The 241-nt window shown below is 61.8% G+C and carries 1 protein-coding gene; it reads left to right on the top strand.

Features of this window, described 5'->3' with window-relative positions; translation table 11 throughout:
• Positions 1–11: 11 nt before the first annotated feature.
• Positions 12–241, top strand: a 230-nt coding sequence (locus ACR9ZK_RS23205) for an aldehyde dehydrogenase family protein (protein ID WP_481344268.1), incomplete at its 3' end; no start/stop codon positions are given.

Raw genomic sequence — 241 nt, 5'->3', positions numbered from 1 at the left:
GGGAAGAGCACATGAACAAGGTGCTGGCGATGATTGTGGCCGGGGAGAAGGAAGGCGCGCGCCGCGCCTTCAGCGCCGAGCGTGTTCTGAGCGAGACCGGGGGATACTATGTCTCGCCGGGCGTCTTCGTCGACATGACCAATGACATGAGCCTGGCGCGGCAGGAGATTTTCGGGCCTGTGCTTGCCGCCATTCCCTTCGATACGGAAGAGGAAGCGCTGGGGATCGCCAACGATACGAT

This window comes from Monashia sp. HAY1-5C (assembly GCF_056755255.1).
Note: the sequence above shows the minus strand (reverse complement) of the source record. Positions and strands in the feature narration are given on the sequence as shown.